Genomic DNA, 26,645 nt, shown 5'->3' with positions numbered 1-26,645 from the left:
GGCATCGCTGGCAAGCCCATGCGCCACGATCGGGCAGGTCCTGCAGGACAACGGCCACAGCACCTTCTGGCCCGGCAAGGAACACAACGTGCCCGTGGAAGACGTCTCCAGCGGTGGCAGTAAATCGGAATGGCCGCTGCAGAAAGGGTACGACCGGTTCTACGGCTTCCTCGGCGGCGAGACTAACCAGTGGTACCCGGACCTGGTCGAGGACAACCGGTTCATCGACCAGCCCTACAGCCCCGAGCAGGGCTATCACCTGTCGAAGGACCTCGCCGACAACGCGCTCCGGATGCTGCGCGACCAGCGGTCGACCAATCCGTCGAAGCCCTGGTACATGTGGTTCTGCCCGGGCGCGAATCATGCGCCGCACCAAGTTCGTACCGAATGGGCCGACAAGTACAAGGGCAAGTTCGACGATGGCTACGACGCCTACCGCGACTGGGTGCTGGCCCGGATGATCGACAAGGGCATCATGCCCAAGGGCACGGCGATGACCCCGATCAACCCGTTACCCGAGGACGTGGCGGTGCCTGCGGACGCGATGCGGCCGTGGAATACCCTCAATGCCGACGAGAAGCGTCTGTTCTCCTGCATGGCCGAAGTTTTCGCCGGATTCTCCGAATACACCGACATGCAGATCGGGCGCATCATCGACTATCTGGAGCAGACCGGCCAGATGGACAACACCCTCATCTTCTACTGCGCTGACAACGGCGCTTCCGGCGAGGGCTCGCCAAACGGCTCGGTAAACGAGAACAAGTTCTTCAACGGCTATCCCGATGATCTCGCCGAGAACATGGCGCTGCTCGACCAGCTGGGCACCCCGGCCACCTACAACCACTACCCGACCGGCTGGGCGGTGGCGTTCTCCGCCCCGTTCAAGATGTTCAAGCGCTATTCGGAGTACTCCGGCGGCACCTGCGACCCACTGATCATCCACTGGCCCAAAGGAATCAAGGCCAAGGGGCAGATCCGGCACCAATATCATCACGCGATCGACATCACGCCCACGATCCTGGATGTCATTGGGCTGGAGATGCCGAAGGAATACCGCGGTGTCAAGCAGTACCCGCTCAACGGTGTCTCGATGCGATACACCTTCGACAAGGCCGACGCACCCGCCACCCGAAAGCGCCAGTACTACGAGATGCTGGGCACCCGCGGTATCTGGGAGAACGGCTGGCGGGCCTCGGCACTGCACGCGCCGATCAGCGACAAGGGGCACTTTGACCAGGACAAGTGGGAGCTGTACCACGTCGACGAGGACCGCTCGGAATCGAAGAACCTCGCCGATCAGCATCCGGACAAGCTGAAGGAGCTGATCGCGGCCTGGGACGAGGAGGCCAAGGACAACTTCGTGCTGCCCCTCGACGATCGCACCGCGAACGAACTCCTAGCTGTCGAGCGGCCGAATCCGGAGCTGCCCCACGACACCTACGTCTACTACCCCGATGCCGCGCCCGTGCCCGAGGCCATCGCGGTGAATATCCGCGGCAAGTCATACAAGATCGTCGCCGATGTCGATCTCACCCCGCAGTCCGAAGGGGTGATCTTCGCGCACGGTTCCCGGTTCGGTGGGCATGTGCTGTTCGTCAAGGACGGTGTGCTGCACTACGTCTACAACTTCCTCGGCATCCCGCCCGAGCAGGATTTCGTCTCACCACCACTGCCGACGGGCAAACACACCGTGGGCATGGAATTCGTGCGTGACAAGGCCGGCCAGTACGGCGAATCCTTGGGCACCACAACGCTCTACGTCGACGACAAGCCGGTCGCGACCGGACCGATGCGCGCCCAGATCGGCACCTTCACCCTGACCGGCGACGGGCTCTGCGTCGGGTACGACAGCGGGGACAACGTCTCCCAGCAGTACCGGCACCCGGGGACGTTCACCGGCGGCACCGTTTACCGCGTCATCGTGAGTGTCGGCAAGGAGTCCTGCAGCGACCTGCAGCGGGACGCGGCCAGAGCATTCGAAACCGACTGAGCGACGAACGGATCCGGGCCGAACCACACCGCCCGCCGGCCCGGACCCGTTTCACGGGCGCTCGCTATGCGACGTGCGTATCCAGCCATCGATTCGGCGAAAAGCTAGCGGCTGCATGGTACGTAGATTGCTACAAATCGGGCATCGTGTGGTCGAGTAGGTGGGTGGGAGACGACACCGCCGAAAGATCGAGCGAAGGACGCCTCGGGGGTCATTCCTGGCACACCTTCACTATCGGGATCCGCGACGGGCACCAGGGCGGCTGTGCGCGGGGGCCGACTACCTTTTCTACTGTCTGCGCTTCACGTGGAGCCACCGGCAGCAGATCATCGTGGGGCGGGTCGACTCGCTGGAGGAGGCGGTCGTCGACCATGTCACCGACGCGCACCCCGGCTGGCTCCCCACCCCGCAGTGAGCCTCCGGTCAGCAGGAGCCGCCTGCGGCGTCCTTGACCCCTTGTGCGACTGCGGTTTTCTGCGCTGCGGTCCACGACGCCCACTCGGGCATCGTCTGAATTGCTGCGAGCGTCGCTTGCACATCCCTATCGGCCGACCATGCCGGGTTCAGTTCGCGGGCGGCCTTGAACGACTCCACCCAGTCCCGGCAGGTTTCGGCGCGCAACGCCACCGCGTCGGCCGGCCACTGGGCGGCGGACGTCACCGCGGTTGGCTGGGCTGCGCTCGTCGTTGGGACCGGTGCACCGGGCGTGGCCGCGCTGGTCGTCGGCACGGGGGATGAGGCGGTGGTGGACGTGCCGGAGCAGGCGGTGAGAGCGAGCACGGCGAATAGGCTGGCGGCGGTGAAGAGCACGGGTCTGGTCATGGCAAGTGTCCTCCTGGGTGCGGCGATCACCGACGGTGGTGATCAATTGCCGGGGAATGCTAGCCGACGCCGGAACCTGTTGGCGGTCAACAGGTTCCGGCGTGCGACCGGGGAATGGTCAGGTGGCGCAGACGACGAGCCCCCTCGACCGGGCCGGGCCGCGCAAGGCTGGGAGCCGAAAGCGGTTCCCGGCCTTGCTGTTGCGATGGGACGGGACGCACTACTTGAGGACGAAGCCGGCCCGCTCGAAGTAGGCGTCGAAGTTCTCCATCGCCCTCCGAGGGTGTTGACCAGACGCGCCACCGCCGTGTCGTAGAGGTCTGCCTTCAGCCCGTCGTATTCCAGTGCCCACGGCAGGGACGCGCGGCCGCCGTCGACCGACACATAGACGACGCGATCGACCGGCGAACCCCGGTAGAAGAAGTCCGCCAGCCGCAAGTCAGTCGCTGAGTCGGTGAACGCCTCCGACCAGGCGAAGGTGCGTTCGCGGCCGCGGCCGCGGCCGGTGACGGATTCGAAGTCGTAGGGCAGACCGAACGCCACGGTGATGTCGATATCGGGGGGTTTAGACCGCGGTGGTGTGATGCTTGGTTTACGTCGAGGTCGACACCGCTGGCGGGGCCGGTGGACGCCTCGAACGACCGCCGGTAGGTCGGCCCCTCAGAGGACACCCGCCAATCGGCGGGGGGCGCTGCCAGCGATCAGGGTGCGGAACTCGTCAAACGTCATGGAATGCAGATCCTTCCGGTACTGGTGGAGCCCGAATCGACGTTACCCGCATGCCCACCAGCGCATCGGCAGTCACCGGCGAGGCGAACTGCCAGCGAGTTTCGTGGCGCCCAGGAATGCGTCGACGGCTTGCTGTGGTGTGTCGACCACGATGACTGTCAGGACTGTTCGCTATCGCGCACCGAGAGCGGCTCCACATCCAGCACTGGCGCCTCCAGTTGCGTGTTGCGCGCAGCTTCGAGCGCGGCGCGCTCGGAGGCGACTTCATATGCCCACGCGTCGGCGTCCTCGATCGGCACGGGTGTGCCGTTGTGGTCGATGGCGAGCCATTCGCCGTCGGAGGTTTGGATGAATCCGAAGAATTCGGAGTCCGGGTTACGGCCCATCGCCGTCATGCGACAATCACCCCCACGCTCTGGAGCAGCCATGACAACCTTTCGACAACGGTAGCCCGCAGCTTAGGATCGGCTACCCGCTTCGGGAATCTTCCTGTGCCGTGCGCGGCAACCTGGCACGTAGCATCTCAACGCTGGTACGTGTTGTCGCAGGCGAGCGTGACCCGACCGCGAATACCGGTCCGGCCCTACGGATCCATCAGCTGGACCAGACCGATCAACGAACTCATGCGTCATCCGATGGCGTCGATGGATCCGCGGCCATTACTGGCATCGTAGACAACGACCGAACCTGGTGGGGAGGTTAGGTCGGGGGAAGAACTGGTTGCTGTTGCCTTTGACATGAGTTCCCGGAGTCGGAAGCGTCGCCGGAGTCGCATGGACTCCGCAGCGGTGGCTCGCGTGACCATGATGTCGCGGCCCCGGCTGGATTCGCCGATCTGCGGCAACCGCGATGCTCGCGGGCTGGACTCGGGCTCGCCAGCAGGACGCTGTCGTGCGGCGGCGTCTACTGGGGCCACGGCGGCGACATCGCGGGGTTCGAGACCCGAGGCGGCGTCACCGATGATGGCCGCGCCGCCAGCGTTGCCGTGACCAGCATCCCGTCGACCGATCCGAAAAACGCTCCAGTACCCGCAGACAGACCTGGTTCGTCAGCCACGGTTCGGTCTCGTGATCGAATGCCCGCCGACAGGCTTCGCATGCCTCAGCTCCGCCAAACGTTCGTTGCGTTGAAGGGCGGCCTCGCTAGCCCCGCTTGTGGCGTATGCGCCGGTCAGGAACCGGGCGTCCCGCCCGATCGGAGTTCCAGCGGCTGGTGTCGTCCGGCGTGGCCAGCAACCTGCGCACGCAATCACGCACCGCCCGCCAGCGAGGGGTTCCGGTAGTAATCGTGCGGAATACAACGACAATGGTTTGACCAGCGGGATATCGGGTGGTTTGGGGTGTGGAGCGCCCGGTACGTGAACGCCGCAGGCGCTATGCCCGTGGCACGGTGCCGCTGATGATGCGGTGGATGGTGGACCGGCCGACGCTGTATTCCTCGGCGAGGTCGGCCAGACTCGCGTCGTCGGCGGGGTCGTGGTAGCGGCGGTGGATCGTTTTGCGTGCTGCGAGAGGCAGTTTCGGCTGTTGCCTTTGAGTCGGCCTTTCGCGCGGGCCTTGGCCGTGCCCTCGCGGGTGCGCAGGTGATTCAGGTTCGCCTCGAACTCGGCGACCATGGCGAGGGTTTGCAGGAAGAGCCTGCCGAACGGGTCGTGCCAATCGTAGATCGAGGCGCCGAGCCCGAACAGCACGTCGCGCTCACGCAGACTGGTCAGAATCTCCCCGGCTTCGGCCATGTTCCGCGCGAACCGGTCGAATTTCGTTGTCGTCAGCACCACCTGACGCCCGGTGATCGCCGCGGCGGCCGAGGTGACTGCGGCGAGCGCGTTATCGAGCCCGATGCGGTTCTTGCGCGTCGTGCCGGAGAAGCCTTTGTCGATGAAGATCCGTTCGCGCGGTACTGCGAGTGCGAGAACCTGATCGGTCTGGATCTCGACATCCTGTTCGTCGGTGGAGCAGCGGCAGTACCCCACCCGGAATGGCTCACCCATGGTCGAATTGTTCCGGATAGTGGGGGTTGATCGGGAAGGTTTTCGGAACACCTCTACGGAACACTCGTGACCTGGGCTCCGGCCCGCGCGGCGGGGTGTTCCGTTCACCGATTGCCTAACGGAACACCCGGGCGCGGCAGATTGGGGTCATGGTCAAGTTTTGAACGCCTCTTCGTTGATGTTCGAAGTGTCTTCGGCGAGTGGATGTCACTGTCCGGCTGCGCGACATACCTATGCCGGGCGGCCACCGATAGTCGTATTCACAGGGTTAGGGGTCATTGATTCCAGACCTGTCTTCGAACATCGCTTTGACACTGTTCTACTCGCCATTGCCCACGGTTCGGGCGTAGTCGGCGAGGGAATCGGCAGTGCGTTGAATGTGCCGTGCCAGGGCGTCGGTGGCCTCGTCGGCCCGGCGGGCGACGGTCAGTTCGGCCAGTTCGCGGTGTTCACTGGCGGTGTCGCGGTTCGGGTCGTCGCCGAGGAAGCGAGACCATGCGAGGTAGAGCTCGGCGCGTACCCGTAGCGAGGTGGCGATCGATTCGAGGTGGCCATTGCCGCTGCCGGCAAGCAGGGCCACATGGAAGGCGCGGTGGACGTCCACGAAATCCAGGTTGGGGACGGCATCTTCGAGGAACATCGGCGTGGCGGCCAGTCGGTGGTGGGCGGCGACGACCTGCGCCTCCCACATCAAGTCTCCGTTGGTGATGGACTCGCGCAGGGTGGCGGTCTCGATCAAGACGCGGGCTCGGGTCAGTTCGCGCAGGTCGGTTGCGGACAGCGGCAGAGTTGCGAAGCCGCGCTGTGGATTGGCTTGCAGCAGGCCTTGTTCGGCGAGCCGGCTCATGGCCTCGCGTACGACGGACAGGCTGACGTCGAAGCGTTCGCTGTAGTCGGCGAGCTTCATCTTCGTGCCCGGGGGGACGCGGGCGGAGAGGACTTCGGATCGGATCGCGTCGTAGACGACCTCGGCCCGGGTCTGCTTGACGGTACGGGTCGGCACCCTCGCATGGTATCGCGATCCCGAAGGAATGACGTCATTCGAGAGAATTTCGAAATTCTCTTGCAATGTCGAAATCCTACGCGTAGAACTTGTGGTGCTCGTCACTGACATGCGCGACCGGTATCGCGCTCAGGAGGTTGATCACCACATGACCACCACGGTTCCCGTTCTGATCGTCGGCGGAGGCGGCGCGGGGTTGTCCGCGTCGATGATCCTGTCCACGCTCGGGGTCGAATCCCTGCTCGTCAGCGCCCTGCCCGGGACATCGGTCCTGCCCAAGGCGCACGTGCTGGGGCAGCGCACCATGGAGATATTCACCGAAGTCGGTGTGGCCCAGGCGATCTACGAGCGCGGGACCCCGCAGGAGAATCTCGTCGAGACCGGCTTCTACGCCGGTGTGCGCGGTGCGAACCCGAACACCGGCCGCGAGATCGGCAAGCTCGAGATCTGGGGCGCCGGGAATCGAGATCCGGAGTACATCGACGCCAGTCCGTGCCCGACGACCAACCTTCCGCAGATCCGGCTCGAACCCGTGTTGAAAGCCCGTGCGGAGCAACTCGATCCCGGCGGGATTCGATTCAATCACGAGCTGATCGCTCTCGAACAAGACGCCGACGGCGTCACCAGCACCATCCGCGACAAGGCCAGCGGTGAGCAGTACCGGGTCCGCTCCCGGTACGTGATCGCCGCCGACGGCGGCCGCACCGTCGGCAAATTGGTGGGCATCGAGCTGCAGGGCGACCGCAACATCATGGATGTCGCATCGGTGCATATGACTGCCGATCTGTCCGAGGTGCTCTCCGATGACGGGGTGTTGTTGCGGTGGCTGGCCAATCCCGACTTCGGCGGCACGATGACCGGGGGAACGCTGTGTCCGATGGGCCCGGATCATTGGGGCACGAAGTCGGAGGAATGGGTCTTCCATATCGGCTACCCGTACGGCGACTCCGATGCCGGTGACCGCGACAAGGTCGTCGCACGGATGAAGGCGGTGCTGGGTCTGCCCGATCTGGACGCCGAGGTCCACGCCGTGTCGAAGTGGACGATGGAGGGCATCCTGGCCGACAGGTTCCGAGTCGGCCGAGTCTTCGTGGCCGGTGATGCCGCCCACCGGCATCCGCCCACCAGCGGGCTCGGATTGAATTCGGCGGTCCACGACGTGCACAACCTGTGCTGGAAGCTGGCCCAGGTGTTGGCCGGGCAGGCCGGCGACGGCCTGCTCGACACCTACGAGGCCGAGCGCCGCCCGGTGGTGCAGCGCAATATCGCCAACTCGGTCAAGTGCGCGATGGACCGGTTCCGGCTCGACGCGGCGCTGGGCATCTCGATGGACAAATCTGCCGAGGACAACTGGCGGGCCATCGAGGTCATCTGGGATCCGTCGCATCCGGACTACGCCGAACGGCGTGATCAGCTCAACAACGCGCTGGCCGCCCAGTCGGGCGAATTCCGCCATCATGGACTGGAATTCGGGTTCACCTACTCGTCGATGGCGGTCGTCGACGATGGCAGCCCGGCGCCCTTGCCGATCGATGCCGTCCGGTTGTACGAGCCGAGCACCAGGCCCGGTCACCCGCTGCCGCACGCATTCGTTTCCCGTGCGGGCGTGAGGTTCCCGCTGCAGGAGCTCACCTACGGCGGCGCGTTCGTCCTGATCGCCGGCGAGGACGGGACGGCCTGGGTGGACGCGGCACGCAAACTGGCCGACAGCACCGGCATCCGCCTGGTCGCGGTGACCGTCGGCGCGGACGACGCCGAGCTGGCCGACGTGCGCTTCGCCTGGCTGTGCAAGCGCGAAATCTCGCGTGCGGGTGCGGTTTTGGTGCGACCCGATCGTTTCGTGGGATTTCGGGCCGTCGGCGCCGTCGAAGATCCGCTGGCGGAGCTGTCCTCGGCCCTCGAGCGGATTCTCGCCGTCGACGGGTTCGGCGCCGGTATCGGCGCGTGATTCAGCCGAGTGCCGCTTCCCGCGGCAGCGAGTCGAGTCCGGGCAGCGGGGACCGGGCGATCCGCGTCGCCTCGTCGGCGGGCAGGCCCAGCATGCGCAGTAGGTCCTCGGTCACCTGGTCGGCGGCCTCGGCATCGTCGCGGTCGGGGTGATCGTGCAGCAGTTGCCCGAGGCACAGGGCCGCGCCGGTGACGATGGTCATGGTCAGGTCGAGGTCCTGGATCTGAAATCGTCCGGCCTCGACGGCTGCCCCGATATCGCGGCGGGCGCGGGGGGTGATGCCTGTGCTCGCCTCGGTGAGACCGAGCCCGTTCGTGAGCAGGCTCTTGCTGAGCGTCGGCGCGCGACGATGCAGGCGGCCGACGAGCCGGAAGCTCTGCGCGAAGGCCTGCGCGGGATCGCCGAGCCCGCCGGTCAGCACGTCCAAGGCCGCCCCGAGCCGATCCAACGCGTCCTCGACTGCCGCCCGGAACAGCTCGTCGCGGCTGGCGAAGTGGTTGTAGAACGACCCCATTCCGACGTCGGCGGCCTGGGTGATCTCCAGGATCGGCGGGCTCAACTTCCCCTCGGCCATGAACGCCTGCGCCGCGGTCACCAGTGCGGCGCGGGTACGCGCCTTGCGGCGCTCGAGGCGGGTGGGTTCCGAACCGGTCCAGGTGGCCATTGCCGTCCCCTCTCGCGCCAATTTCCGGCCATGGTAACCCAGAATGTCAATACTGACGAATTCTTCAGAAGCCCTTGACTGAGGGTAGCGGCGTAAGTGACGATATCGTCAGCAAGTTGAAGGGAGTGATCGATGAACGACCATCACGACGTCCACGTCGGTCTCCACAGTGAGCAAGGGGCATTGCCCGGTGAACATCCCGGACGGGCCCGCAATCCGGTGATCAAGGTCGCGGACCTGGCGTGGCTGGAATTCGAGAAGCCGGACCTGCGCAAGGCCGAAACCTTCGCGCACGCCTTCGGATTCGCCACCGCCGCACGGTCGGCGGACGAATTGTGGCTGCGCGGAACCGATTCCGGCGCGCCGTGCGTGCTGATCCGCCGCGGACCGCGATCGAGTTTTCTCGGCCCGGCATTCCGGGCCACCGAGGCCGCCGATCTGGCGCGGCTCGCGGACCGCACCGGGTCTCGGGTGGCTCCGCTGCCGGAGAGTCTCGGTGGGCTCGTCGTCGATCTCGCCGACCCGAACGGGCTGCGAGTGCGCGTCACCGCGGGTATGGAGGTGTTCGGCGCGCTGCCCGCTCAGCAACCGCACACGTTCAACTTCGGGCACAGCACGGCCCGGACCAACAGCACCCAGCGCCCGCCCCGCGAACCGACTCGGGTACAGCGGCTGGGGCACGTGGTCTTCCAGACGACCCGATGCCGGCAGACCCTGGACTGGTATCTGGAGCATCTGGGCTTGATCGTCAGCGATTTCCTGTACCACCCCGGCCACCGTGAGCGCGGACCGGCTATGAGTTTCATTCGCTGCGACCAGGGCTCGATCCCGACCGACCACCACACCCTGGCACTGATGCTCGGACCGTCCAACCGCTATGTGCACTCGGCCTACCAGGTCGCCGACCTCGACGCGCTCGCCGCGGGCGGGGAATACCTGCGCGAGCAGGGATATCAGCGCTCATGGGGGATCGGCCGCCACATCCAGGGCAGCCAGATCTTCGACTACTGGCGTGACCCCGACGGGTTCATCGTCGAGCACTTCAGTGACGGAGACCTGTTCGACAACACCCTCGAACCAGGCTGGGCGCCGATGTCGGCGTCCGGGCTCGCGCAATGGGGCCCTCCCGCGACCAAGGACTTCCTCGGCATCGCGCCCGGCCGCGAAGCGCTGCGCGAACTGCGCGCGATGGCCTGCGCGCTGCGCGAAGACAACGAATTCGACCTCGGCCGCCTGCGCGGCATGATGAAAGTAGCCCGCTCATGAGCATGTCCGTACTCCGCACCGCCGACGCCTGGTGGGTGCAAACCGCCACCGGGGCCGCCCGCGTGGACACCACTGCCACGACCACCGGTGAACTGCTGGCCGATCGCGCGGCCCTCACCGCCGCGGCCGCGAGCCGCGACACCACGCCGGTGACCGAGCTGACCCTGTGCTCACCGGTGACCGCGCCCTGCCGGGTAGTGGCGCAAATGACGAATTTCGCCTCCCACGTGCGGGATTCGGGCGGTGATCCGAAGACGGTGCCACTCACCTTCTTCCGCAAGACCTCCGGATCGATCAGCGGGCCCTACGACGACGTGATCCGGCCCGCCCACGTGGGGCTGCTGGACTACGAAGTGGAGATCGGCCTGGTCTTCGGCAAACCGATGCCTGTCGGCTCCGAGATCACCGCCGACAACCTCGCCGACTACATCACCGGCCTGGTCGTCACCAATGACGTGTCCGCCCGGGATGTGCAGTTGCCGAAAACCCAATTCTACGAGGCGAAGTCGTATCCGACGTTCACTCCGGTCGGGCCGGCGCTGGTGCTGCTGGACGCCGATGAACTGAAGCGGTTCACCGATCTGCGGCTGCGGCTGTGGGTCAACGGCGAACTCCGCCAGAACATGACGGTCGCCGACATGATCTACCGGCCGGTGGAGGCGCTGCGGGAGCTGACCCGCTTCCAGCGCATGGACGCCGGGGACCTGCTGCTCACCGGCACCCCGATCGGCACCGCCATCAGCGCCCCGCCGAAGCCGGTCGCGCTGATCACCAACCTGCTGCCACCGGCGGTGAAATGGAAGCTGTTCTTCGCCGGCCAGGCCAAGAACCCGAAGTACCTGCAGGACGGGGACGTCGTCGAAGCGGCCATCGGCACCGACGACGGCGCACTCGATCTGGGACGCCAGCGCACCGTCGTCAGATACGCACGATGACCGGCACGATACCCGCCTCTCCCGTCGACGCGGACCGGATGTGGCCACGGTACGAGTCGCCGGCCGACCTGGCCGAGATCGAATCCGTCCCGCTGGCCGCACGCGGGCTGCCGGAATCGACCTACGCGCTGCTGACTCGGGCGGCGCGGCTGTGGCCCGACCGCACCGCGCTGACCGTGCTGCCGGAGGCGACCCGATGGCGAGAACCGGTGTGCCGCACCTTCTCCGAACTGCTGGCCGATGTCCACCGCTACGCGAATCTGCTGCACCGGCTGGGCGTGCGGCGCGGTGACGCGGTCGCGCTCATCGCCCCCAACTGCGCTGAGCTGATTCCGGCGACCCTGGCCGCCCAACTCGCCGGAATCGCCACGCCGATCAACGGCGCTCTGTCCCCGCGGCACATCGCCGAACTACTGCGCCGCTCCGGCGCGCGGATCGTGATCACCGCCGGTCCCGAACTCGCCGCCGAAACCTGGTGCTCGACAAGGGAATCCGTGCTGGGAGGCCACATCGAGGCGCTGCTGGTGCTGCGCCCGACCGCGTCGGACGCCGCCGCGGACCCGCTCCCGCGCCTGGACGGGATCGAGGTGGGATACCTCACCGACCTTGCCGCCGACCAGGATTCGACCGGTTTCGCCGGCCGGCCGCCAGCCGCCACGGATCTGGCGGCGCTCTTCCACACCGGCGGCACCACCGGCATACCGAAACTGGCCGCGCACACCCACTCCGGTGAGGTCGCCAATGCGTGGATGATCGCCGCGAACTCCCTGCTGGACACGAATTCGGTGGTGTTCGCGGGGCTGCCGCTGTTCCATGTCAACGCCCTGGTGGTCACGCTGCTGGCACCGTTGTTCAAGGGACAGCCGGTGGTCTGGGCCGGGCCGCTCGGCTACCGCGACCCCGCACTGTACGGCCAGTTCTGGAAGCTGGTCGAGCACTACCGGATCGCCACGATGAGCGCCGTGCCGACCGTGTACGCGGCGCTGGCGCAATGCCCGGTCACCGCCGACATCTCCAGCCTGCGATACGCCATGGTCGGCGCCTCGCCGCTGCCTACGGCCGTCCGCGAGAATTTCCAGGCCCACACCGGAATCACGCTCATCGAAGGCTACGGCCTGACCGAGGCGACCTGCGCCAGCGCCCGCACCTTCCCCAGCGCGCCCCGGCCGGGTGCGGTCGGCCAGCGCATGCCCTACCAACAGGTCAAGGTCATCCGCATCGGGCCCGACGGCAGCTGGAACGACCTGCCGCGCAATCATCTCGGAGTGCTGGCGGTCGCCGGTCCCACGTTGTTCGCCGGCTATGTGAGCGGGCGTGGCGAACACGGTCATCTGCTCGACGGGTCGGGCAAACTGGTCGACGGCTGGCTCGACACCGGTGATCTCGCCCGCGTCGACCACGACGGCTACATCTATTTACAGGGCCGTGCCAAGGATTTGATCATCCGCGGCGGCCACAATATCGACCCCGCCACCATCGAGGACGCCCTGTTGGCTCATCCACAGGTCACCGGTGCCGGCGCGGTCGGTCGGCCCGACCCCCACTCAGGAGAGGTGCCCGTCGCCTATGTCACGCTGGCCGCGGGCGCCGAAGTGACCGAGACCGATCTGCTCGCCTGGGCCGGCGAGCGGGTCCCTGAGCGGGCCGCCGCACCGAAATCGATCATCGTGCTCGACTCGCTGCCGACTACCGACGTCGGCAAACCCTACAAGCTCGCGCTGCGTGCTGACGCCACCCGCCGCGAGGTGCTCGACGCGCTCGACACGACCGCTGGAATCGGTGCCGTGTCGGTGTCGATCGAGGACGGATCGGTGCTGGCCACGGTCGTACTCGCTGCGAGCGCGGACGCCGCGGCCGTGGAAGCAGTGCTCGGTCGATACGCAATTTCATGGAAAGTCCAGGTTGATCAATGAAGATCGCGGCGATCGCACTCGCCTGTGTGCTCGTGTTGTGTTTCGTTTCCGCCGGAGCTGCCAAGGTGCTCGCGGTACCGGCCATGCGCGAGCGGGCCGCCCATGTCGGCTTCTCGGTCGCCGCGTATCGGGCCATCGGTGTGCTCGAACTCGCCGCTGCGCTGGGCGTGCTGGCCGCACTGGTGTGGTGGCCGCTCGGTGTGGCCGCCGCGGCTGGTCTGATCCTGCTCATGGCCGGCGCCGCCATCGTGCACGCGCGCACCGGTGACCCACTGCCGCAGCTGGCACCGGCCGTGGTCGCCGGGCTGATCTGCGCGGCTTACCTCGCCACATTGATCGGAGCCAACCGATGAACAGCTCGATCGTTCCGGTGGTAATCGTCGGCGCGGGCCCGACCGGGCTCACCGCGGCCACCCTGCTGGCTCAGTACGGCATCGAGGTCCTCGTGCTGGAACGCTGGGACGGTGTCTTCCCGCAGCCCCGCGCGGTGCACCTCGACGGCGAAATACGCCGCATCCTGGCCAAACTCGGAATCGGGACTGCCTTCGACGCCATCACCCGTCCCGCGCTGGGACTGCGCCTGCTCGACCGCGATCAACGCGTGCTCGGCCAGATCGACCGCGACCCGGCGGGCGGGCGCAACGGCTACCCCGAAGCGAACCTGTTCGACCAGCCCGAACTGGAAGCGCTGCTGCGCGCCAACCTCGAACACCACCGATCCGTCACCGTGCACGGCAACGCCGAAGTCACCGCTATCACCGCCGAAACCGACTGCGTGCGAATCGATTACACCGACCGCCTCACCGGATCAGCGGGAACCGTGCGCGCAAGATACCTGCTCGGCTGCGACGGCGCCAACAGCCTGATCCGCGCCGCCATCGGCGCACACATGCAGGACATGAGATTCGAACAACGCTGGCTGGTCGTCGATGTCGCCACCACCGCCGAACTGGACCAATGGGAGGGGGTCCACCAAGTCTGCGACCCCGAACGCGCCGCCACCTACATGCGCATCGGGAAAACCCGCCACCGCTGGGAATTCCGCCTGCGGCCCGGCGAAACCGCCGACGACTACCCTGATATCAGCCGACTGCACCCACTGATTCGCCCCTGGACCGCAGACACCCCCGCCGAGGAATTGGACCTGGTCCGGGTCGCCGAATACACCTTCCGCGCCCAGGCGGCCGACCGCTGGCAGCGCGGACGAGTCTTCATCCTCGGCGATGCTGCCCACCTTACCCCGCCGTTCATCGGGCAGGGATTGTGCGCTGGACTGCGCGACGCGGCGAACCTCACCTGGAAGCTGGCGGCGGTCCTGGCCGGCAACCTGCCCGCAGACCTGCTCGATACCTACGAGGCTGAGCGAAAACCACACGCGCGCAGCATGATCCGCCTCGCCAAACTGATCGGCATGATCATGACCGACGGCGGTGAGCTGGGCAATCGACTGCGCGGCGTGCTTGCCCCGCATCTGCACCGCATTCCCGGCCTCACCGCACAGATCACCAGCGGCGAAACACCACCGCTGCGTCGCGGCGGCCTGGTTACGGCGCCCTTGCTCCGGCGTGGTCTGGCCGGCCGACTCGTCCCGAATTGTCGGCTCGCCGATGGTCGCCGTGTCGACGACGTCATCGCCGGTCGCTACGCGGTCATCACCACCGCCGCGCCGACAGCCGCGCAAGGTGAGTGCATCGAACAACGCGGCGGAATTCTGCTCACCGCCGAGCACGGCGGCGAATTGCACCGCTGGCTTCGCGATGCGCGCACCACCGCCGCCCTGGTCCGTCCGGATGGGACCATCCAGCGAACCGGAAGCAAGCTGACACAGCTGTGCACCGACATGGTCGACCTCCACTGGAGCGCCGCACACGGGACAACGCTCGAGCAGCACGAACCCGAGGCCCAGAGGCCACCTTCAACCCGGGAATCCGCCGGAACAATGGCGAATCCTTATATCTGAGTGCCTGGGAAGCAGTCGGAGGACTGCAAGGTTCTTTTGCGGGAAGCATCGCACAGCAGACGGTGGGGCTGTATGCCTGGATGTGGATCCATGCCAAGCCACCCCGACATCTTCGCTCCGAATGTGATGTCGACGCACTCAACGACTTTCAGTTGAGCAGAGTCGATCGCGATTTCTGCCATCACCGGGTTGCTCTCGACGACAAGGACCCTATCGGGCGCTGTCGCGGGGGTCTGCGGCGGTGTGAATTCTGTTGCAGAGCGCGGGAATTGGCTCATGATGGATCCTTGGCAGATGGGTCCCCGACCGTCGAATCCGCAGCCTATCGGAGCTGAGTGGAGGCGATCCTGCGCTCTCGATGGCGGTACCGCGATCGACGTGCTTCAACACTGTGTCAACCCGCAATCGGTCTCTGGGGAAGCGAGGAAGCGGCGGAGGCGATGGTTACATCCCGGTTACCACAACGGCGTATGTGAGGTCGGAATTGGCCTGCGGTGACAATGCCCGCGGCGAATTTTGTTGATGCACGACGGTGTCTGGCGGCGGCGTGATTTCTACTGTTGTCGTCATTCCCTGTACCCATTCTGAGGACCGCTGATGAACCCTTTCTCGACTCTGCCGGACCGTCGTGCGGCTGCCGCACCGGACGCGGCCGCCGTCGCCGACGACAGCACTGACCTGAACAATGCAGGATTCCTGGACGCTGTGCGGCGTGCCGCCGCTACCCTGCGCGCCGCGGGAGTATCGAGCGGCGACGTGGTCGCGATCATGTTGCCCAACACTGCCGCCTATGTCGTATCCCTGTTCGCTACCTGGCGTGTGGGTGCCACGGTCAGCCCAATCGACCCGTCACTGACCTCCGCAGAAGCCGACTGTCAGCTGACCGATACCGGCGCCAAGGTCCTGATCACCGCGCAGCGGCCCACCTCCGACGCGGCGGTCCACGTCGTCATTCCCGCCGACGATCTCACCGCCGCTGACCCTGATGTCGCCGAACCCGCACGGCCCCGCAACGACACACTGGCGCTGCTGTTCCGCACCCACGGCACGGGCAGATCCCACAGCGTGACGGTCGACCACGCCAACCTCAACGCCATGTGCTCGGTGGCAATCGAGGCATTCGAACTCACCGCAGCCGACCACAGCCTGCTGCATCTGCCGTTGTTCCACGTCAACAGCATCGTTGTCGGCACTGTGTCGCCGCTGCTCGCCGGTGGGCGCGCCACCGTGGCCTCGAGCCCGAAGACTTTCTTCGACCGGATCGAGCGCAGCCGTGCCACATGCATCTGCGCTGTCCCGGCCACGTATGCACTGCTGACGGACCTGCCCGCCCACATCCGGCCGAACACCTCATCTGTGCGGTTCGCCATCTGCGGCGCGGCCCCGGCAAACGCCGAACTGCTGACCGAATTCCAACGCCGCTACGGAATTCCGATTATCGACGGCTATGTCTCCGAAGTTCCGGTGCGAGCACGCCGCGCACCGTCACCCGCACGATGGACACCGCCGGAATACTCCCGCCAGGCCAGCTAGCTGATTCGGACCGCTGCCCCGCAGAACAAGCCCGCGATTTCGCGCGCGGCAATGGCGCAGTACTACCGTTGGGGAGTGACGACTTTTCGTCGCGGCGGTGATGTCGAAGTGAGCCGCTCTGTCGCGGAGATCGCCGCCCGCATGAACAAGCGGGTGACGGATATCGCCGCGATCGTGCGGCGCGGTCTCGAGGACGAGATCCCCGAATTGCGGGGTGACCCCCGCACCATCGAACTGCTTGGTGCCAGCGTCGAAGGCAATGTCGACACTATCCTGCACGCGCTGCAGCACGACATACCAGTTGCACGGATCAACGCTCCCACCGCGGCCATCGAATACGCCAGACGCCTTGCCCAGCACGGAGTTCCGGTCGAGGCCCTGGTGCGTGCCTATCGGGTCGGGCATCGGCGGATGACCGAGTTGGTCTTCGCGGAATTGCGGGCCGGCGCTATCGCGCCCGCCGACGGTGTCGCTGTCGCTGAGGCGATCACCACCGCGACGTTCGAGTACGTCGACTGGATCACCATGCAGGTCGTCGCGGTGTACGAGACCGAGCGCGAGCAGTGGCTGGAGAGCCGCAACAGCACCCGCGCGCTGCTCGTGCGTGAGGTGCTGTCCGGGAGTAAGCCGGTCGATATCGATGCCGCGACCGAATCCATCCGCTACCCGCTGAGTTGGCATCACCTGGCGCTGATCCTCTGGTATCCCGACACCAGCGCCAGCAGCGACGAGCTGACCCGGTTGCAACGCTTCGCCCGTGAGCTGGCCGAGGCGGTCGGCACCGAGGCCGCGCCGCTGTTCGGGGCCGCGGACCGGACGAGCGCATGGGCCTGGCTGCCATATCGATCCGAGCAGCCCGATGCGGTGGCCAAGGTCCGTGATTTCGCGAGTATGCGGCTGGACGCGCCGCGTTTGGCGATCGGCATCCTGGGCCAGGGGATATCAGGGTTCCGCCGGTCCCATCGGCAGGCGCTGCGCGCGCGCTCGGTCGCGCTCGCGCGCACCGACGTCGAACCGAGGATCATCGCCGCGAGCGATCCGGGGCTGACGACCGCGGCGCTGCTCGGCGCCGGCGCCGAGGTCGGCGAATGGGTGAGCGAGATGCTCGGCGAATTGGCTGCCGACAACGACAACGATGCCCGGCTACGCGAGACGCTGCGGGTGTTCCTGCGCACCGGATGCAGCTACAAGGCGGCCGCCGCGGAGCTCGATCTCCATGCCAATTCGGTGAAATACCGGGTCGGGCGGGCAGTTGCGCGACGCGGGCGGCCGATCACCGACGACCGGTTGGACGTCGAGCTGGCGCTGCTGATCTGCCACTGGTACGGCGCCGCGGTGCTGCGGCCGAATTCAGACTGACCGCGGACAAACCCGGGCGCAGACTTCGTTCCTGGAACCGTCGAGGGGATGGTGCGCCCGGTCTCGTCGACCGGCCCGGTGATCACCAGCGCCGGCGCGGCCAGCCAGGGGTGCCATTGAGGTACATCAGAGACCGCGCAGTATCGCCGAAGCTGTTCGATTGGCGGTTCGGCTTACGGGACACCGCCGTGCGGGGCGGAGTTTCAGGGTTCAAGGCTCTGTTCGACGGGCTGGCGAGGGGCGTGGTGGTGCAGGGTCAGCAGCAGGTGATCGAATTGCGAGCGTGTCGCCGGTGACATTTGGATGGTCGCGATTTCGCCGATCAGCCGGGCGGCCAGTTCACGCAGGCGGATGTTGGTTTCCTGTGACCGCCATACCAGTACCCGGAATGCTTGCTCGGCGCTGATGCCGTAGACGAGCATCAGCGCTCCCTTGGCCTGCTCGATCACCACCCGATGTTGGAGTATCTGCGGCAGCAGGTCGTCGAGGATCGCGTGGGTTTGTGCGGGGTCGCGGTCGGTCAGGTCGATGTAGTAGCCCTCGGTGCCGACCACGGTGCCGGCGTCGTCGGTGACCGAGTCCGACACCACCACGACATGGTGCTCGATGCCGTGGGTGTCGATGATGCGGTGGCGGCTGGAGAACGGGGCGTGGTCGTGCACCGAGGTGACCAGTGCCGCTTCCACCCGGTCGCGGTCATCGGGATGTTTGTGCGACAGAAGCAGTTCGGTGGTCGGGGTCACTTCGCCGGGCGTGTAGCCGTGCATGCGGGCCACCTCGTCGGACCACTCCCAGCGTTGGTCGGCGAACTGGAACCGGAACCAGCCCGCCGCCAGTGCGTTGCCGGCACCGAGCACCTTCTCCACCGAGGCCAGCACCTCACCAGTGCCATCGTCGTCCTCGATCATGGCCTCAGTGTCGCATCCGGCGGCTGGGTGGGAGCCATGATGGTGCTCCACCAGGATCGCAGGGGGCTGGGTTCGGGCCAGTGCACCACCGGTGAGTTGCCGGAATCTGTTGCGGTGGTGAGCATGTGGCCCACGAGACAATGTTCGGCGAGGCGTGCGGATGTGCTCGGGGAGCCATGATGATCCTCGTGCTGGTGTGCTTGGCGCGCGTGCTGCTCGCGGGTGTCGGATCGGGGGCGGGTGGCAAGGGCCTGTCGGGTTGTGGCCGCGGGACCAGGGTTATGGCGTGTGGTGGCGGCAGCGCGACCGATGTTGTCGCGCGCGGTGCGGGCGGTATGACGGGATGGGTGCGGTGGTGTGGGCGCGGGTGTAGGGCACGACTCGGGTGGCTTCGGGGCCGCGGCCGGTGTCGGCGGCGGTGAACACCACCGACTGTCCGGCGCGCAGGGTTTTGAACCTGGGGACGTCGATCACCTGGTAGTCGACGAACACCGCGGGACCGGTATCGGGGGTCAGGAACCCGAAACCTTTCTCGGTGTTGAACCAGGCGCACTGGCCGTGCTGCCAGCGCGGTTCTCCCTTGCCGCGCGTGTGTGGGTCGTAGCGGGTGGTATCGGCTGCGGTAGCGGGGTTGCGGTCAGTCGGTGTTGGCGCGGTCGTGGTCATAGTCGTCATCGCGGTCGAGTGGGGTGATCCAGGCTTGGTCGAAACGGTCGGCGATCGTGGCTGCGTCGAAAGCGGCGCGCACCCGTTCGGCCAGCGGGTGCAGCGCGGCGGCGTCCAGGCCGATGTCGCGGTCACTGTCGCCGACGGGAAGGTTCTGTTCGGCGCGGTCGAAGTCGCTGCCTGCCGGGGCGAAGGTCGCGGTGCTGCTCATTGCTCTGCCCTCCTCGTGTCGGTCGTGGTCGATGAAGGGAAAGGGCCGGGTGAGCCCGGAAGAACCACAGCTGTCAAACACACTGCTCACACCTCGACCAGCGTTCCAGAACCGGATAACCTGCATCCACCAGGTGAGCAGGAAGTTCGCGCGGCCCTTGACCGTTTTCACGCTGCGGCCGATGTCGTCGGCGATCTCGTCCCACCCGTTTCCCGCCATGATTCCCGCGACCATCACGCGGTAGTCGTACGCGCTCCAGCGCGCCCCCTGCCGCACCCACGCAGTGTCCCCGTCGACGTCGGTCACTCGATCCTCCCTGCTAGCGAACCCCCGCCCCTGCACGCGGGTATCTCGCCAGCATGTCACCACCGTCCGACAACAACACCCGGTTAGCGACAACGAAAACTGTTGTTGCACTTGCAATCTCAAACGTCAGCGACAGCATGCGGCACGCCGACCTCCTGCTGCGGCTTGTGCTGGATGTCGAGTTCGAGACGGTGCAGGAGCACAGGTCCTTCGACTGCGGTCCGTTTGCCCACAGTGCGGACCGGAACGTGCCTTCGCCGATCTAGCGGCCCGGGGCATCACTGCGTTGCGCACGCGGGCGTCGCCCACCGCTCGGCGACGGTTTTCGGGCTGCTGTTCGAGGTGGCCCTATTCCACCGCTTTGAGGTGTCGTCGACGGTGCTGTTCAGCCTTTGCATCTACCCACCTCAGGGTGTGGTCCCAGCCGTTCGCGCGGATCCGCTCGGTTAGTTCGTCGGCTATCGGCGTCGGGCCGGGTACGAGTGAGAGGCGTTCCAGCGTGACTACCGAGGTGAGAGCGCCGTAGATCAAGGGTGTGAACGATGACATCGACGCCCTCGCACTGCACTGTATGTCACTACCGATGACATGTTGATCGGCCCGCCCGGATCTCCGGCGGTGGCGTCCGTCGATCGCGGCCTGCAGGTTCTGACAGCCGGGCCGGTCACCCCTGCCGCCTCCGTAACCTCCTCGTCCAGGCCGATCCCCTACGCGAAGGGCTCATGACGCAAGTCCCGAACTGGCATCAGGAACCGCTGGGCGCCGGGCCCGGGCGGCGCCGACCGCTGTTGTCGACCGAGGCGCTGAGGTAGTCGATGCCGGTCACGGAGCTGGGCACATACCTGCTCGGCGTTCCCAGCCGAGTCGGGTCCTGCTCCCACCGGCCGTTGCACCCCACCTGGACTTCCTCGGTCGAGTGGCTGTTCACCCAGACCGACATCTCGTACGGGGACCCGGGATTCGAGCAGTGCACCCGGATCTGCACGCGATAGATATCGTCGCTGTTGTTGCGGCAGGTGTGGAGGGGCCACCGGGAACGTCGGAAGCGCTCTACTGAGGAGCTGCATGCGTTTGGCGCCGGACCGTTGAGAGCTTTGACTCGCGACCGTACCCGGGTCTCGTTCCCTGACGGGGTCGAGGCCGCCGAGGGCGACTTCGCCGATGCCGCTTCGCTGAAGCAAGCGCTGGACGGGGTGGGCTCGATGTTTCTCGTGTCGCGGCTGGGCCCGGATGTCGACGTTCTCCATGCCGCCCACCAAACAGGTGTCGAGCATGTGGTGCTGGTGTCATCGATTACCGTCCAGACGCATCCTCACCTCGGACCTGCTGCAGAAAACTTGGCCGTCGAGCAGTTGCTCGAAACCAGCGGTATGGATTGGACAATTCTGCGACCGACCCAGTTCGCCTCAAACCCCCTGTTGTGGGCGGCAGCGATCCGTGGGAACCAGCCCGTCCAAGCCCCCTTCGCCGACATCGGGCTTCCCACGATCCATCCTGCGGACATCGCGTCGGTGGAGCGTGTTGCCCTCACCGAGCCAGGTCACCGCGGCCAGAGATATGCCCCGACCGGTCCCGAACAGGTGACAGCGCGTCAGCAGGTTGCGATGCTCGCCGCTGAGTTGGGCCGGGAGATCGAATTCGCCGAGATCAGCCGGGAACAGGCGCGTTCGAATATGGTGGCCGCCTTCGGCGAAGAGGCCGCGGATGCGGTACTGGATGTGACGGGCGGGGATGTCAACGATGAACTGCTCGAGGTGCGCGACACGGCCTCGCGGATCACCGACTCCCCTGCCAGACCGTTTGGTCAGTGGGTTGCGGAGAACGCCACGGCCTTCCGTTGACGTGTCCCGACTCTCTTCCGTTGACGCGGGATAGACAATCTTCAAGAAGAGGTCGACAGCCTTGGCGAGCCTGGACACCGCATTGGCCGCGCACGCTCTGGCCGAACCGTTCAGCGGCCCGGCCGGCGGCGGGCGGCCGGGCCGCTGTCGGCCTGGAACCGCAGCAGCCCGCACATAGTACGTCGCTATGCGCGGTAGGTGCTTAACGCCAGTTTCCACGAAATTGGGCAGGCACCGAAAACCCTTCCACGCGAACGGCTCCCATTCCCGAACCGAGCACTCGCTAACGCCAGTTTCCGTTCAACTGGACCCCACATGCCGTGTCGTGGCAGGCAGCGCCTTCAGCCACACCAATCGGCACATGACACCACGTCGAACCCTCGGCTGGGAAACACCGAGTCCATGAAGAAGTCGTGTATTTCCGGGTCGGCGTCGGCGCAGCCATCACGCAGCACGGTGACGTCATAGTCTCGGTCCGCCGCTGCATAGCAGGTCGCGGCTACCATCGCGGAGGTGGCGACACCGGCGATCGTGAGGGCGCTGACGCCGCGAGCGCGGAGGACGAGGTCGAGATCGGTGCCTTCGAAGGCACTGGCACGTCGTTTGAGTACGGTGACATCCGTGCTGATGGTCGGTAGATCGATTTCCGTTGCGGCTGAGTCCTCGTGGAAGGTCTGCCCGTCTTCGTAGAACGTCCTGAGCAGTTTGTTGTGTGGCGGACAGTCGGTCCCGCTGGCCCGGAATGCGAAGCGCACGAACACGATCAACGCGCCGGCCGCGCGGGCGCGGGGGAGTAGTTCGGTCAGCGGCGCCAGGGGGCTTCTGGCGAATGGATAGTTGGCGGTGATCCCTCGCTGGAGATCGCCGACGATCAAGGCAGTTTGCAGCAAAGGGGCGTCCTAACTGGTCGGGATGGCCTGATTCATCTGGTTTCTGCGGGTCTGGACGTACTGAGTGCGCGCGCTCGGTGGTACCCGATTCTTGTCTGGCACCGCGATCTTGATCCGTGTCTGTCTCGGAAAGCGTCGCGCTGCATCGGAAGAACGGCCTTGTGCCTGGCGCGCGGGATCTCATGCCCGCCGTTCCGCCCGATCAGCTTCGCATGTACGTCTCCGGTCTCATCGGCCCTCCTTGCCCAACCACGGGCGAGCTGCTGCCAGGGGCCGGGCTGTCTCGCGTCAATCCTGGATATTTCCCAGCCTTGGGGCAGGTTGATCGTGCGTCGGCGGTCTCGGGCGGTGCTTTGGCCGGGCGCGGTGACCGGAATGCCGTCGGGCAGAACGATGTCCATTGTAAACCGGCCCACGGTGATGGCCATTAGGCGACGACGGACTCCGCTGGTCGCGGCGAGGTCCGGCTAGCGAAGATCCTTCTGCCCCGCTTCGATGAACCCGCCATTCAGTTTGGCCAGGCTAGCAGCGTGAGTGGACCGATTCCCGCACCGAGGCCAGCTCGATTGCCCGGGCCGCGACCTCGGAGCCGGTGTAGGGGACCGTAGGAGCGTTGGCGAGCTGGTCATCATCGACTTGCAGAACGCCATATGGGGGAGGTGCGGTTCATCCTCTTCGGCGACGAGGCATTCCAAATCTTCGCCGCGGCACTTGCCACGAATCAGGGTGCCTGAGCGAGCGAATTCCGGGTTTACCCCGATATGCGTGAAACCTCCTGTGCGGCAAGCTGAATCTCGGGTCGGGTCATAGTCGATAGGAGTTGATTCACACATGTCTCAACGGTTGCCGGTCGGTCTGGGTGCTGCGGCCCTGATCACCGCCGCGGCTTGCGCACTGGCCCCGGCGGCGTTCGCGACGGATCTGGCCGAGGGGGTTTCGTGCAGTGATCGCAGCTGCCGCAACGACACCGACGACATCTATCGCATCCAGGTGCGGGTGCACTGCTTGGGCTTTGGTGACGGGTACGAGACGTCGGTTTGGGTGAACAGCCGCACCACCGAACAGCTGCAGGTCGGGTGCACCGGCCATTGGGTGTCCGGCGGCTACAGACTCGGCACGCCGTCGAGGAACCCCAACGGCACCTGGAAGCCGGCTCTGATGGAGAAGGAACCCGACAGGTTCGAGCCCAGTTACCTGACGGGCATCGACTACCTGAGTGCCGTGGTCGACAACAGCGGTCGCCGTCGCCCCGGCGCCCCAGCGCCCAGCGGGTCTTGATCCGGACCGGATTTCCCGGTCGCGAATCAGGTGGGTGAGCGAGCGCATTTCGGGTCTACTGGGAGCCGATCGGTTGGCTGAAGGTACTCGAATGCCCCGATCCCGCATAGCCCTGTGCGGTTAACGTTCCCGGCGGCGGGCGGGCTCATGGAATCCGGGCCTCGGGGCGCCGGATTTCGGCAAAATTCCGAAACCAAATCGATTGACTTTCCTTTGTTTTCAGGTCCTCGTCGAGGACGTGCATTCCGTGGCCGCAGGGATGGGACTGCCATATGTTCGTGAATCCGATGATATGTACGGACATCTCGGTGTCGGGATCGGAGAAGAGGGGTTTGACAGGTATTTTCGCGCCGGTCTGTTCGACGAGCAGTGCGCCCCTGGGGATTCTGGCCGAGTCGACCGACTGGATGTGCGCGACGTTGGTGGAGGTTTTCCGTGTTCTCTGCGGTTCAGTGGTGTGTGGTGAGCATTCGGGGCGGTACTGCTGTGGAATGGGTGCGGTAGAATTCGAGGTGGGCTCTGGCCGTTCGGTCCCAGCTGAACTGCGCGGCGAGGGCTTTGCCCTGCTCGGTGCGGCGCGGGTCGGGAACCAATGCTCGCGCGAGTTCCGTGGCCAGCTCGGCGGGAGTGGCCGCGTAGCTGACGGTGTCGCCGAATACCTCGCGCAGCACCGGGAGATCGCGTGCTACGACGGGGATTCCGGTGGCAAGGGCTTCCATGGCGGCCAGCCCGAATCCCTCTTTGGCGGAGAAGAACGGGAGGAGGGCCGACGCCGCCACGAGTGCGGGGAGTTCGGTGTGAGGGACGGTGCCGAGGATGGTGGGGCGGATATCGAGTTCGGTTGCGCGAGCATCGAACTGGGCGCGGTAGTCGCGGTAGTCGAAGAGTGTTTCGCCGCCGGCGAAGACGAGGTGCAGGTCGGGATGATCGCGCCGTAGCAGGGCGAACGCCTGGAGCAGGTCGATGCTGCCTTTGCGGGGTTCGATGCCGCCGACGGCGACGATGTACCGTCCGAGTCGGCGTCGCCAGGCGGCGCGAGCACGCGTGGCGTCGGGAGAGTCGTCTGCGGCGGCCGCGAAGCGGTCGTATTCGACACCATTGGAAATCACGGTGGGGCGCAGGCCCCAACCGGCCTGGACCTCGGCCGCGACAGCATTCGACACGCAGATGTGTGCGTAGGGCTCGACGATGGCGCGCTCATGGCAGCGGGCGAGTTCGGGGGTGGTGAAGTTGTCGAGGTGGTGAATGGTGCGGATGCGACGGTCGACGGCGTTGGCGCTGATGCAGTCCTGGGCGTGCACGATGTCGTAGTCCTCGGGAGTGAACGCCTGCCGCAATGCGTCTATTGAGCGCATGATTCGCGTCCCGACCTGCTCGCCGTCGGCACTGGTGAAGGGAACGACGCGAACTGTCACAGAGGAATCGACGGGGCGGAAGAAGGCGGCATCACCGCCACGTCCGAGCGTCCAGACGGTGACATCGGCGCCGAGCCGGGCGAGCGCTTCGGCGAGATTGAGCGTATGCACCACCCCGCCACGGGGTTTGGTGGAGTAGGTGAGGAGTGCGATCCGCATCAGTAGCCGCTCTTTTCGGTCATCAGGTTGTGGTAGGCGTCGACGCGGCGTTCCTCCAGGTGCCGCAGGACGCGCCGGGCTCGCTCGACCTCGGCATCGATGTCGAGCTCCGCCACCGCGAGGCCGCCCTTGGACCAGGTTTTGGCGAGGATGTCACCGCCGGGGCCGACCACTTTGGCCTGGCCGAGGAAACGCAGGTTGCCGGTGATTCCGGTTTGATTGGACGAGGCGAGCACCACCTGGTTCTCGGCGGCGCGGGCCTGGTCGTACAGGTCGAAGAGACGGGATTGCCGGTCGTTGGGCATTCGGGAGGCGCGATCGGTGACGCTGGCGGGCCAGGCCGACAGCGCCGCGATGGTGCGGGCACCGTCGAGAGCGAGAGCGCGCGCGGATTCCGGGAACGTCTTGTCGTAGTCGATGAGCATGCCGATCCGGCCGACCGGGGTGTCGAAGGCCGCGAAGCGATCTCCGGCTGCGTACGCCAGGTGCTCCCCGGCCGGCTGGTGTACTTTGCGGTGGCGGCCGAGCACCCCGTCGCCGGTGAGGCACACTGCGGCGTTGTAGCGGGCACCGTCGGCGTGTTCGGCGTAGCCGACGCAGATCGTCATGTCCCCGGCCAACCGGCGCAGCAGCCGGAATTCGGGTCCATCGGGGTCGATGGCCTCGGGCCCGGCGGCGGGGTCCGGGTTGCGGAGGTCTCCGATGTAGCCGCCGAGGCTCGCATCGGGCAGCACGAGCAGGTCGACGCCGTCGTGGGTGAGCCGGTCGACGATCCCGGCGATCTTGTCCAGGGCGCGGGCGATGTCTGCGCCGAAATGTGCTGCGACGGCGGCTATTCGGGTGACGGCCATGGGTTGCG

Annotated in this window: 22 protein-coding genes and 1 pseudogene; 12 read left to right on the top strand and 11 right to left on the bottom strand. The window is 66.2% G+C overall.

The genetic code is table 11. The annotated features are described in order from the left end of the window. Positions 1-13 precede the first annotated feature (13 nt). A pseudogene (locus ACYVKL_RS30355) lies at positions 14-1,990 on the top strand (sulfatase-like hydrolase/transferase); the annotation flags it as partial. Positions 1,991-2,413: 423 nt separating this feature from the next. On the opposite strand, the gene ACYVKL_RS30350 reads toward ACYVKL_RS30355, so the two are convergent. The 4 genes from ACYVKL_RS30350 to ACYVKL_RS30335 form a co-directional block, all read right to left on the bottom strand. Beyond that, positions 2,414-2,812 (bottom strand): hypothetical protein, encoded by a 399-nt coding sequence (locus tag ACYVKL_RS30350; protein ID WP_379166593.1) that lies wholly within the window; start codon positions 2,810-2,812, stop codon positions 2,414-2,416. Between the two features lie 887 nt (positions 2,813-3,699). Continuing rightward, the gene (locus tag ACYVKL_RS30345; protein ID WP_379166591.1) at positions 3,700-3,936 is read right to left on the bottom strand and encodes a hypothetical protein; all 237 of its coding nucleotides are present in this window, start codon (positions 3,934-3,936) and stop codon (positions 3,700-3,702) included. A 653-nt stretch (positions 3,937-4,589) separates the two neighbouring features. Next, positions 4,590-5,531 (bottom strand): recombinase family protein, encoded by a 942-nt coding sequence (locus tag ACYVKL_RS30340; RefSeq protein ID WP_379166589.1) that lies wholly within the window; start codon positions 5,529-5,531, stop codon positions 4,590-4,592. A gap of 319 nt (positions 5,532-5,850) precedes the next feature. Next, positions 5,851-6,534 carry a GntR family transcriptional regulator gene (locus tag ACYVKL_RS30335; protein ID WP_379166587.1) on the bottom strand — a complete coding sequence of 228 codons (684 nt, stop codon included), beginning with the start codon at positions 6,532-6,534 and terminating at the stop codon, positions 5,851-5,853. Between the two features lie 148 nt (positions 6,535-6,682). Between ACYVKL_RS30335 and ACYVKL_RS30330 the strand changes: the two genes are divergently transcribed. After that, a complete protein-coding gene (locus ACYVKL_RS30330; RefSeq protein ID WP_379166585.1) occupies positions 6,683-8,482 on the top strand; it encodes an FAD-dependent monooxygenase in 1,800 nt (599 codons plus the stop codon). Between the two features lies 1 nt (position 8,483). On the opposite strand, the gene ACYVKL_RS30325 is transcribed toward ACYVKL_RS30330, so the two are convergent. Next, a complete protein-coding gene (locus tag ACYVKL_RS30325; protein WP_379166583.1) occupies positions 8,484-9,146 on the bottom strand; it encodes a TetR/AcrR family transcriptional regulator in 663 nt (220 codons plus the stop codon). Positions 9,147-9,278: 132 nt separating this feature from the next. Here ACYVKL_RS30325 and ACYVKL_RS30320 point away from each other — a divergent pair, with 132 nt between their 5' ends. The 7 genes from ACYVKL_RS30320 to ACYVKL_RS30290 all read left to right on the top strand — a co-directional run bounded on the left by ACYVKL_RS30320 (position 9,279) and on the right by ACYVKL_RS30290 (position 18,112). After that, positions 9,279-10,412 (top strand): VOC family protein, encoded by a 1,134-nt coding sequence (locus tag ACYVKL_RS30320; protein ID WP_379166580.1) that lies wholly within the window; start codon positions 9,279-9,281, stop codon positions 10,410-10,412. Then, a complete protein-coding gene (locus tag ACYVKL_RS30315; protein WP_379166578.1) occupies positions 10,409-11,347 on the top strand; it encodes a fumarylacetoacetate hydrolase family protein in 939 nt (312 codons plus the stop codon). Before ACYVKL_RS30320 ends, ACYVKL_RS30315 begins: the two co-directional genes overlap by 4 nt. Further along, positions 11,344-13,260 (top strand): acyl-CoA synthetase, encoded by a 1,917-nt coding sequence (locus tag ACYVKL_RS30310; protein ID WP_379166576.1) that lies wholly within the window; start codon positions 11,344-11,346, stop codon positions 13,258-13,260. Before ACYVKL_RS30315 ends, ACYVKL_RS30310 begins: the two co-directional genes overlap by 4 nt. After that, positions 13,257-13,613, top strand: coding sequence for a DoxX family protein (locus ACYVKL_RS30305; protein ID WP_213555473.1), 357 nt, complete (start codon positions 13,257-13,259; stop codon positions 13,611-13,613). Before ACYVKL_RS30310 ends, ACYVKL_RS30305 begins: the two co-directional genes overlap by 4 nt. Next, positions 13,610-15,220, top strand: coding sequence for a bifunctional 3-(3-hydroxy-phenyl)propionate/3-hydroxycinnamic acid hydroxylase MhpA (gene mhpA, locus ACYVKL_RS30300; protein ID WP_379166573.1), 1,611 nt, complete (start codon positions 13,610-13,612; stop codon positions 15,218-15,220). Before ACYVKL_RS30305 ends, mhpA begins: the two co-directional genes overlap by 4 nt. A 597-nt stretch (positions 15,221-15,817) precedes the next feature. Continuing rightward, a complete protein-coding gene (locus tag ACYVKL_RS30295) occupies positions 15,818-16,753 on the top strand; it encodes a class I adenylate-forming enzyme family protein (protein ID WP_379166571.1) in 936 nt (311 codons plus the stop codon). A gap of 75 nt (positions 16,754-16,828) precedes the next feature. Next, positions 16,829-18,112, top strand: a complete 1,284-nt coding sequence (locus tag ACYVKL_RS30290) for a PucR family transcriptional regulator (RefSeq protein WP_460773471.1) — start codon at positions 16,829-16,831, stop codon at positions 18,110-18,112. Positions 18,113-18,315: 203 nt separating this feature from the next. On the opposite strand, the gene ACYVKL_RS30285 is transcribed toward ACYVKL_RS30290, so the two are convergent. From ACYVKL_RS30285 to ACYVKL_RS30275, 3 genes are all read right to left on the bottom strand, one after another. Beyond that, on the bottom strand, positions 18,316-19,020 hold the full coding sequence (locus ACYVKL_RS30285) for a PAS and ANTAR domain-containing protein (protein WP_379166569.1): 705 nt from the start codon (positions 19,018-19,020) through the stop codon (positions 18,316-18,318). A gap of 279 nt (positions 19,021-19,299) precedes the next feature. Further along, positions 19,300-19,686, bottom strand: a complete 387-nt coding sequence (locus ACYVKL_RS30280; protein ID WP_379166567.1) for a cold shock domain-containing protein — start codon at positions 19,684-19,686, stop codon at positions 19,300-19,302. After that, positions 19,658-20,203: a hypothetical protein gene (locus tag ACYVKL_RS30275; RefSeq protein ID WP_379166565.1), complete on the bottom strand. Its 546-nt coding sequence runs from the start codon at positions 20,201-20,203 to the stop codon at positions 19,658-19,660. The genes ACYVKL_RS30280 and ACYVKL_RS30275 overlap by 29 nt, the downstream gene beginning before the upstream one ends. Before the next feature lie 815 nt (positions 20,204-21,018). Between ACYVKL_RS30275 and ACYVKL_RS30270 the strand changes: the two genes are divergently transcribed. Together ACYVKL_RS30270 and ACYVKL_RS30265 are read left to right on the top strand one after the other, a co-directional pair. Beyond that, positions 21,019-21,195, top strand: a complete 177-nt coding sequence (locus tag ACYVKL_RS30270) for a hypothetical protein (RefSeq protein WP_379166563.1) — start codon at positions 21,019-21,021, stop codon at positions 21,193-21,195. 24 nt (positions 21,196-21,219) lie between these two features. Continuing rightward, positions 21,220-22,044, top strand: a complete 825-nt coding sequence (locus ACYVKL_RS30265) for an NAD(P)H-binding protein (protein ID WP_379166727.1) — start codon at positions 21,220-21,222, stop codon at positions 22,042-22,044. A 341-nt stretch (positions 22,045-22,385) separates the two neighbouring features. Here ACYVKL_RS30265 and ACYVKL_RS30260 read toward each other — a convergent pair whose 3' ends face one another. Continuing rightward, positions 22,386-22,934, bottom strand: coding sequence for a cysteine hydrolase family protein (locus ACYVKL_RS30260; RefSeq protein ID WP_379166561.1), 549 nt, complete (start codon positions 22,932-22,934; stop codon positions 22,386-22,388). Positions 22,935-23,765: 831 nt separating this feature from the next. Here ACYVKL_RS30260 and ACYVKL_RS30255 point away from each other — a divergent pair. Beyond that, entirely contained in the window at positions 23,766-24,212 is a 447-nt protein-coding gene (locus ACYVKL_RS30255) for a hypothetical protein (RefSeq protein WP_379166560.1), read from the top strand. A 449-nt stretch (positions 24,213-24,661) separates the two neighbouring features. On the opposite strand, the gene ACYVKL_RS30250 is transcribed toward ACYVKL_RS30255, so the two are convergent. Beyond that, positions 24,662-25,786 (bottom strand): MSMEG_0565 family glycosyltransferase, encoded by a 1,125-nt coding sequence (locus ACYVKL_RS30250; RefSeq protein ID WP_379166558.1) that lies wholly within the window; start codon positions 25,784-25,786, stop codon positions 24,662-24,664. Further along, positions 25,786-26,637: a carbon-nitrogen hydrolase family protein gene (locus tag ACYVKL_RS30245; RefSeq protein WP_379166556.1), complete on the bottom strand. Its 852-nt coding sequence runs from the start codon at positions 26,635-26,637 to the stop codon at positions 25,786-25,788. The genes ACYVKL_RS30250 and ACYVKL_RS30245 overlap by 1 nt, the downstream gene beginning before the upstream one ends. Positions 26,638-26,645: the final 8 nt, after the last annotated feature.

It is taken from the genome of Nocardia tengchongensis (assembly GCF_054781395.1).
This window is presented reverse-complemented; position numbering and strand designations above follow the sequence as displayed.

Bases quoted from the DNA above. Each gene is read 5' to 3' on its own strand.
- ACYVKL_RS30350 (WP_379166593.1), bottom strand. From the start codon at position 2,812: ATGACCAGACCCGTGCTCTTCACCGCCGCCAGCCTATTCGCCGTGCTC.
- ACYVKL_RS30345 (WP_379166591.1), bottom strand. From the start codon at position 3,936: ATGACGGCGATGGGCCGTAACCCGGACTCCGAATTCTTCGGATTCATC.
- ACYVKL_RS30340 (WP_379166589.1), bottom strand. From the start codon at position 5,531: ATGGGTGAGCCATTCCGGGTGGGGTACTGCCGCTGCTCCACCGACGAA.
- ACYVKL_RS30330 (WP_379166585.1), top strand. From the start codon at position 6,683: ATGACCACCACGGTTCCCGTTCTGATCGTCGGCGGAGGCGGCGCGGGG.
- ACYVKL_RS30325 (WP_379166583.1), bottom strand. From the start codon at position 9,146: ATGGCCACCTGGACCGGTTCGGAACCCACCCGCCTCGAGCGCCGCAAG.
- ACYVKL_RS30320 (WP_379166580.1), top strand. From the start codon at position 9,279: ATGAACGACCATCACGACGTCCACGTCGGTCTCCACAGTGAGCAAGGG.
- ACYVKL_RS30315 (WP_379166578.1), top strand. From the start codon at position 10,409: ATGAGCATGTCCGTACTCCGCACCGCCGACGCCTGGTGGGTGCAAACC.
- ACYVKL_RS30310 (WP_379166576.1), top strand. From the start codon at position 11,344: ATGACCGGCACGATACCCGCCTCTCCCGTCGACGCGGACCGGATGTGG.
- ACYVKL_RS30305 (WP_213555473.1), top strand. From the start codon at position 13,257: ATGAAGATCGCGGCGATCGCACTCGCCTGTGTGCTCGTGTTGTGTTTC.
- mhpA (WP_379166573.1), top strand. From the start codon at position 13,610: ATGAACAGCTCGATCGTTCCGGTGGTAATCGTCGGCGCGGGCCCGACC.
- ACYVKL_RS30295 (WP_379166571.1), top strand. From the start codon at position 15,818: ATGAACCCTTTCTCGACTCTGCCGGACCGTCGTGCGGCTGCCGCACCG.
- ACYVKL_RS30285 (WP_379166569.1), bottom strand. From the start codon at position 19,020: ATGATCGAGGACGACGATGGCACTGGTGAGGTGCTGGCCTCGGTGGAG.
- ACYVKL_RS30280 (WP_379166567.1), bottom strand. From the start codon at position 19,686: ATGACCACGACCGCGCCAACACCGACTGACCGCAACCCCGCTACCGCA.
- ACYVKL_RS30270 (WP_379166563.1), top strand. From the start codon at position 21,019: ATGCCGGTCACGGAGCTGGGCACATACCTGCTCGGCGTTCCCAGCCGA.
- ACYVKL_RS30255 (WP_379166560.1), top strand. From the start codon at position 23,766: ATGTCTCAACGGTTGCCGGTCGGTCTGGGTGCTGCGGCCCTGATCACC.
- ACYVKL_RS30250 (WP_379166558.1), bottom strand. From the start codon at position 25,786: ATGCGGATCGCACTCCTCACCTACTCCACCAAACCCCGTGGCGGGGTG.
- ACYVKL_RS30245 (WP_379166556.1), bottom strand. From the start codon at position 26,637: ATGGCCGTCACCCGAATAGCCGCCGTCGCAGCACATTTCGGCGCAGAC.